The organism is Actinoplanes sp. NPDC048791 (assembly GCF_040650095.1).
Classification (GTDB): Bacteria; Actinomycetota; Actinomycetes; order Mycobacteriales; family Micromonosporaceae; genus Actinoplanes.
Genome location: NZ_JBEZGQ010000257.1, coordinates 1 through 9,538 on the forward strand (window position 1 = coordinate 1; position 9,538 = coordinate 9,538).

9 protein-coding genes are annotated in these 9,538 nt (G+C 71.2%); 7 read left to right on the top strand and 2 right to left on the bottom strand.

The window, feature by feature from the left end:
- The 3 genes from AB0C29_RS19865 to AB0C29_RS19875 form a co-directional block, all read left to right on the top strand.
- Positions 1-1,120, top strand: a 1,120-nt coding sequence (locus tag AB0C29_RS19865) for a PLP-dependent aminotransferase family protein (RefSeq protein ID WP_360822093.1), incomplete at its 5' end; no start/stop codon positions are given.
- Positions 1,121-1,214: 94 nt separating this feature from the next.
- Complete coding sequence (locus AB0C29_RS19870) at positions 1,215-1,937, top strand: hypothetical protein (protein ID WP_360822095.1); 723 nt, start codon at positions 1,215-1,217, stop codon at positions 1,935-1,937.
- 242 nt (positions 1,938-2,179) lie between these two features.
- Positions 2,180-4,210 (top strand): IPT/TIG domain-containing protein, encoded by a 2,031-nt coding sequence (locus AB0C29_RS19875; protein ID WP_360822097.1) that lies wholly within the window; start codon positions 2,180-2,182, stop codon positions 4,208-4,210.
- A gap of 76 nt (positions 4,211-4,286) precedes the next feature.
- Here AB0C29_RS19875 and AB0C29_RS19880 read toward each other — a convergent pair whose 3' ends face one another.
- Both AB0C29_RS19880 and AB0C29_RS19885 read right to left on the bottom strand, forming a co-directional pair.
- Positions 4,287-4,838 (bottom strand): hypothetical protein, encoded by a 552-nt coding sequence (locus AB0C29_RS19880; protein ID WP_360822099.1) that lies wholly within the window; start codon positions 4,836-4,838, stop codon positions 4,287-4,289.
- Between the two features lie 13 nt (positions 4,839-4,851).
- On the bottom strand, positions 4,852-5,979 hold the full coding sequence (locus AB0C29_RS19885; RefSeq protein WP_360822101.1) for a glycosyl hydrolase: 1,128 nt from the start codon (positions 5,977-5,979) through the stop codon (positions 4,852-4,854).
- Between the two features lie 215 nt (positions 5,980-6,194).
- Here AB0C29_RS19885 and AB0C29_RS19890 point away from each other — a divergent pair, with 215 nt between their 5' ends.
- From AB0C29_RS19890 to AB0C29_RS19905, 4 genes are all read left to right on the top strand, one after another.
- Positions 6,195-6,485, top strand: coding sequence for a DUF1540 domain-containing protein (locus AB0C29_RS19890; RefSeq protein WP_360553132.1), 291 nt, complete (start codon positions 6,195-6,197; stop codon positions 6,483-6,485).
- Between the two features lie 258 nt (positions 6,486-6,743).
- Positions 6,744-7,496, top strand: coding sequence for an NUDIX domain-containing protein (locus tag AB0C29_RS19895; protein WP_360822103.1), 753 nt, complete (start codon positions 6,744-6,746; stop codon positions 7,494-7,496).
- Positions 7,493-8,506, top strand: coding sequence for a molecular chaperone DnaJ (locus AB0C29_RS19900; protein ID WP_360822105.1), 1,014 nt, complete (start codon positions 7,493-7,495; stop codon positions 8,504-8,506). The genes AB0C29_RS19895 and AB0C29_RS19900 overlap by 4 nt, the downstream gene beginning before the upstream one ends.
- Positions 8,507-8,523: 17 nt before the next feature.
- Complete coding sequence (locus tag AB0C29_RS19905; RefSeq protein WP_360822107.1) at positions 8,524-9,486, top strand: hypothetical protein; 963 nt, start codon at positions 8,524-8,526, stop codon at positions 9,484-9,486.
- Positions 9,487-9,538: the final 52 nt, after the last annotated feature.

Sequence of the window (9,538 nt, forward strand, 5' to 3'; positions counted from 1 at the left end):
GGCGCGGCAGGGCTCGGGGACGCGGGTGGCTGCGGGTGGGCCGGCTCCGGGGCCCGTACCGCGGCCGGTCGTGAGCCCGCGGCTGGCGTTCGACCTGACCTCCGGGGCGCCGGACGTGTCGGCGTTCCCGCGGGCGGCGTGGCAGCGGGCGTCCCGGGTGGCGTTGTCGGCGGCGCCGTCCGAGGCCCTCGGTTACCCGGATCCGCGCGGGCTGCCCGGGTTGCGGGCGGAGCTGGCGTCGTACCTGGCCCGGGTGCGCGGCGTGCGCACCTCGCCGGAGCACCTCGTGATCTGCTCGGGCACGACCCAGGCGTTGTATCTGCTGGCGACCGCGCTCGCGCCCGGGTCCGTCGCGATGGAGTCGCACGGCCTGCGGCTGCACCGGGAGGTGCTGGGGCAGACCGGGACACTGTTGCCGGTCGACGCCGACGGTGCCGACGTGTCGCTGTTGAAGGGCGACGCCGCGGTACTGCTGACCCCGGCCCATCAGTTTCCGCTCGGTGGGGCGCTGACCGCGGCGCGGCGGGCGGCGGTGCTCGACTGGGCCCGCGCCGCCGGCTCGGTGATCATCGAGGACGACTACGACGGCGAGTTCCGCTACGACCGGCGGCCGATCGGGGCGCTGCAGGGCCTCGCGCCGGACCTGGTGGCCTACGTCGGAACGGTGAGCAAGACGCTCGCGCCGGGGCTGCGGCTGGGCTGGATCGCGGTGCCGCCGGCGTTGCTGGACGCGGTGATCGCGGCCAAGCGGCTCAGCGGCGGGGGAGCCGGGGTGCTGGAGCAGTTGACGCTGGCCACGTTCATGGCCGGCGGCGGGTACGACCGGCACATCCGGCGGTCCCGGCTGCGCTACCGCAAGCGGCGCGACCTGCTGGTGGCGGCGCTGGCCGGGCACGCCTCGGTCACCGGCATCGCGGCCGGGCTGCACGCCCTGGTCCCGGTGCCCGACGAGGCGGCCGTGATCGCCCGGGCGGCGGAGCGGGGCCTGGCCCTGCACGGGCTGGGCCACTTCCGCGCGCCGGATGGGCCGGCGGCGGACGGCCTGGTGATCGGGTACGCCCGTCCGGCCGACCACGCGTTCGCGGGCGCCCTGGAAGCGCTGCGAAGTTGCTGGTTTTAGACCGTTATGTCCGTTCGGATGCGACGATGAGGGCTCGGGGCCTGGCCCGCGAGACCGTGGGCCGACCCAGTCGAGACCTGCGGAGGACGACAGCATGCGTAACGAATGGGACGACCAGGACCACGGCCGCGACGAGGTGACCGCGCTGCGCAACCGGCGCCGCAAGCAGGTCCTCCTCGGCGTGACCGGACTGGCGGTCCTCGGTGTCGGGGCGGCTCTGGTGACCGCCCAGGTGGTGGACGACGGCAAGGCGACGACCCGGGACGCGGCGGCGCTGGTGCCGGTGACGCCGGCCAGGACGCCGGCGGAGTCCGTCTCGCCGGAGGCTCCTGCTTCTTCTGCGGCCCCTGCGTCCTCATCGGCATCGGCCTCCCCGTCGGCCTCCGCCGACGCGAAGGCGGTCGCCAAGGAGATCGCCGAGGCCCGGGCGGCGGCCGCCGAGGACGGCGTGCCGTTGAAGAAGCCGGTGCAGGCGGAGGGTGACAGCGTCGCCGCGGCCGAGGCGAAGGTCGTGAACACCGGATCGCTCAGCAAGGACCGCGCGACGCTGCGGATCGTGTCCGCCCGGGCCGATCTGACCGGTCAGCGCGAGCTGTCCCTGGTGGCCGACGTGGGCAGGCCGGTCGGGAATGCCTCCTGCAGCCAGAACATCAGGGTGCACGCCGGGGCCAAGGCCGAGACGAAGCAGAACCTGCTGATCTGCTGGCGGGTCAGTGCGCAGAAGAGCGTCTACACGGTGGCCGTCGACCTGGACGGGGATCCGTCCGAGCAGGAGAGCGTGGCGGCCATCGACCGGGAGTGGCAAGCCCTCGGATGACCGGACCGGAGCGCGCATCCAACGGTCTTCATCACTCTGTGCATCCAATTGATTACATTTCGCTACGCTTCCCAGCGAGACGGCCCGACGACGATGGTTCATCCGAGCGCACGGGCCCACCCAATCCAGCGATGCGGTCCCTCGTGACCGTAGGAGGACCTCGCATGAGCAAGTCCCTATCCACCACACGACCCCGGCTGGCGCGTGCCGGGTTCGTAACAGGAGCGGTTGCCGCCCTCCTGTTGAGCACCATCCACGCCGCATCGGCTGCTCCGGCCGCCGTCGCCACGCCGGACACCGGGCCCGTCGGCGGCGGCAACACCGTCGCCGTCGTGCTGTCGAACTTCGTCAGCAGCAACACGGTTGTCGGGGCCCGGTTGCAGACCGGTACCGGCGCCTGTGCCGCCTACGGCACGGCGAGTGCCAGCAACCTGGCGGCGACCGCCACGAAGTTCGACGCCAGCACCGTCAACGTCGTCATTCCTTCCGGCGTGGTGCTCGGCACGACGTACCGGATCTGCATCTACGGCCTTGCGTCCGGCACCCTGCTCAGCACCTCCACGGCGATCGCCCAGGACGACTACACCGTCGTCGCCGACGTCCCGGTGCTGAGCCCGACCACCGGCCCGGCCGGTGGCGGCAACATCATCACCGCGACGGGTACGGCTCCGTACCTCACCGGCACCACCACGCCGGCCGTGCTGTTCTCCACGGCCACCTGCCCGGCGACGTACGCGACGCCGGACGCCACCAAGATCCTGGCGACCACCACCCGGACCGACTCGGTGGCGTCGATCACCGTGCCGGCCGGAGCGGTGGCTCCCAACACGTACTACGTGTGTGTCTACAAGGGCAACACGGTCGGCAGCAGCGCGCTGATCGGTGGCAGCTCCACCACCTACACCCCGGGCGCTCCCGAGGTGACGCTGAGCGGGACCACCGGCCCGAACGCCGGCGGTAACACCCTCACGACGACGGCGGCGGCCTTCGGTGACCTCAGCGCGACCGCGCTGGGTGTGAACTTCTCCACCACCGCCTGCGACACGACCTACGAGGACACCAGTGCTGCCGCGGCCGCCCTGGCCGGACCCGCGACGCGCGCCGGCACCACGGTCACCTTCACGGTGCCCAGCGGCGTGCTGGCCCCGGCCGAGTACAACGTCTGCCTCTACAACGGAACCACGGACGAGACCAGCGCACTGCTGGCAGTCGGCAAGGGTAAGTACTCCGTCACCCTGCCGGACGTCACCACCAGCCCGAACGTGGGCGCCACGGCCACGGCCAAGACGATCACGCTCACCTCGGCCAGCCCGATCCTGAGCGGTGTCTCCGGTCCCGGTGTGACCTTCTCCGTCGCGGCCTGCCCCTCGACCTACACGGCCACGGGCAGCAACTTCGCGGGCACCACCCCGAAGCGGATCACCGACACCATCGGCTCGGTCGTCGTGCCGACCTCCGTGGTGCTGGGCAGCGGTGCCACCACTGCCTACAACGTCTGCCTCTACAACGGCACGGCGGCTGACAGCATCCTGCTGGCCAACGCCGGCACGTACACGGTCGCGGCGCAGTTCACCGTGGACCCGAACCCGATCGACCTGGACGGCGGCCCGGCTCAGGGTGGCACGCTGATCACCGTCACCGGTACGGGCTTCCCGACCGGCGCCGACGCCATCACCGCCAGCCTCGGCGGCGCCCCGCTGAAGAACATCAAGCGGACCGGCAGCACCACGTTCACGGGTGTCACCACGGCGCACGCTCCGGGCATGGTGAATCTCAGCGTGACCACCGCGGCGGGCACGATCATCCGGTCGAACGCGTTCGAGTACTCGTACGGCATCACGGTCCAGCCGAACACCGCCCCGAGCAACACCACCCGTGACATCTACGTCACCGGTGCGGGCTTCCTGGACCTGGACTTCGCCGAGGCGGGCGAGCCGTCCGCCAACAGCGAGGCGCACGTCTACCTCGTCGACGGCGTGTACGACGCCACCGACACCACGCCGACCGAGAAGGACAACCCGCCGGTCGCGGAGTGCGAGGCGGCTCTGGTGCTCAGTGACACCGCGCTGCTCTGCTCGCTCAACCTGGAGGACAAGCTGATCCCCGCGACCGGTCTGCAGATCGGCGGCGGTGGCACCCCGGTGCCGGACGGCGTCTACACCGTCGCCGTGGTGAACACCGGTCTGGCTGCGGCTGCCGCTGCCAGCGCTTCGGTGACCATCAGCGCGTCGATCCTGACCAGTGGTTCCACCTTCACGGTGTCCGACTACTGATCCGTACCACCTGACCGGCAACAGATAGTCTCCACAACGATGGCCCGGAGCGAAAGCTCCGGGCCATCGTCGGCATTCAGCCCAGCCGTTGCCATTGCCGGTCGACAGCGGCCACGCTGTCCTTCGGCGACGGCTTGCCCTTGGCCTTGACGGCCAGCGTGTAGACGCTCTTCCGCGCGCTGGTACGCCAGCAGATCAGCAGCGTCGGATGCTTCACGGGCTTGGCGTCCACACTGAGCCGGATCGTGTCGCTGCACCGGGCCGCGCCGACCTCCTCGCCCGGCTCGGCCACCCAGCCCAGCTCCCGATAGCCGGTGAGGTCTCCCCGTGCGGACACCACCTTGAGCGTGCCCCCGTCCTGCTCCGAGGTCGTCGTCGTGACCTCGCCCGGTGCGCTCGCCGACGGCAACGGCCGCAGGACGCCCGGACCCTTCTTCGCCGCCGCGGATCTGATGGCCGCCACCCGCTCGTTGACCTCTTCCGAGGGTCGCGTCGTGGTGGGAGCCGGGCCGGCCACGGTGGTGGCACCGGGATCCTCGCCGGTCTGCGTCGCGATCACCGCGCCCAGGCCCACAAGTGACAGCAGTCCGGCCGCACCGAGCACGGCCTTCCGACTTGCTCTGCGCATGAGTAAATCCTGTCTAGCTCCGGAACAGCGATCGGTAGACCGCCGCTGACTTCGGGTTCTTCACGCAGGCCGCGTCCGTGCGGAACAGGCTCGACTGCACACCGCCGTCCCCGCAGTCCGAGAAGTACGCCTCGTACGCCAGGTTCGACGCGTGCGCCGCGAACCACTCGTGCATCCAGGTCACGAACGACGGGTTCTCCTTGCCGGCGTCACCGGTCGGCACCACACCCCACTCGCCCACCGAGAACGGTTTACCGTGCTGCCGGGCGAAGTCGTACAGCCAGGTCAGCCCTTCCGGCTCCGTCGCGGCCCGGTCGAACACCGCCTTGGAGGGCGACCACGGGTAGTGGTCGTAGTTGTCGATGCCGATGATGTCCACGTACTCGTCACCCGGGTAGCAGTTGGTGCTCACCCCGCCGCACGTGCCCGCCGGGGTGCCGTGCGCGTTGATCGTCCAGTCCAGCAGCACGTCCGGGTTCGTGGCGCGGATGTTCGTCGCGGCCCGGCGGTAACAGGCGATCCAGGTCTTCGGGTCGTCGGCGCGCCACGGCGACGTCTTCTCGTTGAACTCCCAGCCGAGGCGCACCACGGAGTCGCCGCGGCCGTACCGGGTCATCAGCGAGCCGAAGTTCTTCCAGTCCTGGTCGTGGTCGCCGGCCGCGCAGGCCGCCAGGTCGGCGCTCGCGCCGATCGGCACCAGGCCCTGGGACACCACCAGCATGCCGTCGAAGTCGGAGAACAGGTCGAACGTCCAGCCCGAGCCCGCGGTCATCGCCGCCCACGAGGTCCGGTCCGTGTAGGTCTGCGCGACCCGGCACGCCCGGCCCCGCGCGGTGCAGAACGCGTTGACGTGCGCCGTGTCGAACAGCGGGTCGCCGTTGACGCCGGACATCCCGTTCACGCCCGGCCAGGTGCCGTCCGCGCGGGGCAGGGCGATCAGCGCCCGGGCCGACCGGGTGCCGGCGGTGGCGGACGCGGACGGGCCGGACGCGGACGGTGCGGAGACCGACGGGACCGCCGACGCTGAGGGCGCCGGGTCCTTCGGATCCGACGCCAGGCCCACGGCGGTGGCCGCCAGCGCCATCACAGCCGCCCCGGCCCCCAGCCACAGCCCCTTGCGGGGCGGTCGTTCGTCGGCCATCGGCGCGGACCTCCGGAACGGTCGGGGCGTTTTGCCCTATTCTGACAGGCCTGGTGGGCGGCCGGGGCCGAGTCGCCCAACCCGCGGCGAGCGAGGATTGCCTTACCTAAAGAATGGTCGTCCTTATTTGTTGAATCCCCGCGAATACCTTTGTCGCCGACCGGCGGAATGGCATCCGATGGTTTATGGTCGGCAGGGAGAAAGGGAGGCCTCACATGACTCAGATGATGGCCATGCCGCGCGTGCAGACCTGCACGGTCAGTGGATGCGGATACAACCACGACGGCTGCACGGCCTTCGCGATCACCATCGGCCGGGCCAGCTCGGAGTGCGACACGTTCATCGACACCGCCGACAAGGGCGGCATGGGCCAGGCGGAAGCCCAGGTCGGAGCGTGTAAGCGGAGCGAGTGCGTGCACAACACCGAGCTCGAGTGCCACGCGCCGTCGATCATGGTGGGCGCCGGCGTGGACCGCGCCGACTGCCTGACCTTCGAAGCGCGATAATTGTAGAGCCTTACCTGAGGCCGCTGCTCAATTGTGAGTGGCGGCCTTTTCCATGTAGTGAAAATCTGATGTCGTAGGTCCGTGCGTGGTGCTGACCGTCGCTCCCGCCGAGGCCGGGTGCGCAGATCCAGGCGCCTGGCGGCGCCTGAACGGATCCGCCCACCCTTCATTCTGCGTGAGTGGTTGACCCGGGCAGGAGACTGCGCTAAGTTCTTCTCAGATCGAGTCTTACTCATACCGAGAACAACGAGGGCGACGATGAGCGACGAGCGGGATTTTCTCGACAGCTATGACCCCAGCGCCTTTGCGCCTGTGGCAGTCACGGTTGATGTCGTCGCGCTGACCATCCGGGACGGGCGGCTGCACGTGCTGCTCGTCGAGCGGGGCGGGCATCCGTTCGCCGGCTGGCGGGCGCTGCCCGGTGGCTTCGTGCAGGAGGAGACGCTCGATGCGGCCGCGCTGCGCGAGCTCGCCGAGGAGACCGGGCTGCGCCCCGGCGAGGGTGTGCTCGACCGGGTGCATCTCGAGCAGCTGCGCAGCTACGGCAACCCCGGCCGCGACCCCCGGATGCGGGTCGTCTCGGTGGCCTACCTGGCCTTCGCGCCGAGCCTGCCCGATCCGCGGGCCGGCGGCGACGCCTCGGGCGCGTTCTGGGTGCCGGTCGACGAGGCCGGGGAGCTGGCCTTCGACCACGCGGCGATCCTGGCCGACGGGCTCGACCGGGCCCGCGCCAAGCTGGAGTACACCCCGCTGGCCACCGCCTTCGTCGGTGACGAGTTCACCATCGCCGAGCTGCGCGCGGTCTACGCGGCGGTCTGGGGCGAGGAGCTGCACGCCGGCAACTTCCACCGCAAGGTGCTGTCGGTGCCCGGGTTCGTGGAGAGCACCGGCGAGACGGCCAGCCGAGCCGGGGAGCGTGGTGGTCCCAAGCCGCGCCTGTACCGGGCCGGCGACGCGCACCTGCTGCACCCGGCGCTGCTGCGGCCGACCCGTGAGGACGGTGTGCGGTGACGTTCGACGAGGCGGTGGCGGCCATCGGCCGGGCGGGCACGTTCGCCGATCTCGTCGCAGCCTGTGCCCGGCCGGCGGACTCCGGCCCCGGTGTTGCGGTTGTTGATGCCGGGCACGCGTACCGGATCCTGGTCAAGGTTGTGCATCCCGATGTCGCACCCGCGGGTCGCAGCCCGGCCGCGACGGCGGCCCTCGCCCGGCTGACCACGTTGTGGAGTGAGCGCGACGGCCGGCCGCTGACGACCAAGCGCGCCACCTACCGGGTCGGCGGGGTGGTCGCGACCGGGGACATCGCGCGGCTGCATGCGGTCGACGGTGACGCCGCGCTGCTCAAGCTGCCGCACCGGCCCGGTGACAACGACCTGATGCGGGCCGAGGCGGCCGCGCTGACCACGCTGGCGGCCGACGGCGATCCGAAGTTCCGCGCCTACGCGCCGCGGCTGCTGGAGAGCTTCACCCACGAGGACGCGGCGCGCGTCCGCCGCACCGCCAACGTCATCGCCCGGCAGCGCGGTTTCGTCCCGCTGTCCGAGGTGCACGCCGCCTACCCGGCCGGCCTCGACCCGCGGGACGTCGCCTGGATGTGGCGGCGGCTGCTCACCGGCCTCGGCTGGGCCCACGGCGCCGGCCTGGTGCACGGCGCGGTCCTGCCGGAGCACGTGCTCATCCACCCGGGCGAGCACGGCCTGGTCCTGGTCGACTGGTGCTACTCGGTGCCGGCCGGCACGACGGTCCCGGCGCTGGTGGCGAAGCACCGCGCCGCCTATCCACCCGAGGTGACCGGCAAGCAGCCGGCCACCGCCGCCACCGACATCTTCATGGCGACCGGCCTGATGCTGCGGCTCATCCACGACCCGCCGGTCGCGCTGCGGCGCTTCGCCCGCGGCTGCCGCTACGACAAGCCCCGCATGCGCCCCCAGGACGCCTGGCGCCTGCTCCGGGAGTTCGACGAGCTCCTCGACGACCTGTACGGCCCCCGCCGTTTTCGCCCCTTCGCGATGCCGGCCTGACTCACAGGAGGAACAAAATGGGAAGCGGACGCTGGTCCACCGATGTCTACTCCGCCGCCGCCGGCTACCGGGCCGCGACCGGCACGAGCGCCTTCGCCTACAGCGACAGCGGGGCCCGCAAGGCCCACCCGGCGCTGGACCCGATGAACGTCGGCAAGCGGGAGAGCCGCGACAGCGACGAGCACCCGCACAGCACGCCGATCGCCGTCCTGTTCGACGTGACCGGCTCGATGGGCACCGTGCCGCGGGTGCTGCAGACCAAGCTGCCGCAACTGCTCGGCCTGCTGACCCGCAAGGGGTACGCCACCGACCCGCACGTCATGTTCGGGGCCATCGGCGACGCCACCTGCGACCGGGTGCCGTTGCAGATCGGGCAGTTCGAGTCGGACAACCGGATGGACGAGGACCTGGCCCGCATCGTGCTCGAGGGCGGGGGCGGCGGCCAGCGGCGCGAGTCGTACGAGCTGGCCATGTACTTCATGGCCCGGCACACCGACCTGGACTCGGTGACCAAGCGCGGCCGCCGCGGCTACCTGTTCATCATCGGCGACGAGATGGCCTACCCGCGGATCAACCCCAAGGAGGTGCGGCGGTTCATCGGTGACGACCTCCGCGAGCCGATCACGACCGAGGCGATGCTGGCCGAGCTGCGCCGCAGCTTCGACGTCTACTACATCATGCCGACCGCGGCCGGCTGGGGCGGCGACGCGGAGATCCTCGGCTACTGGCGCAAGCTCCTCGGCCAGCACGTCATCGAGCTCGACGACCTCGACGCGGTCTGCGAGACGATCGCGCTGACCGTCGGTCTCGGCGAGGAGTCCATCGACCTCGACGCCGGTCTGGCCCACCTGGTCGAGGTGGGCTCGCCGGCCGGCCCGTCGGTGGGTAAGGCCCTGGCCCCGCTGGGCGCGGGCCGCGGCACGGTCGTTCGTTCCCCGCTGGAGACAGGGTGGCGTTGTTGTCGGTCGGGGAGCCGTTGAGCTCGGCCACGAGCGGCTTGGTGGCCTTCATGTCGGTGAGACACTTGACCAG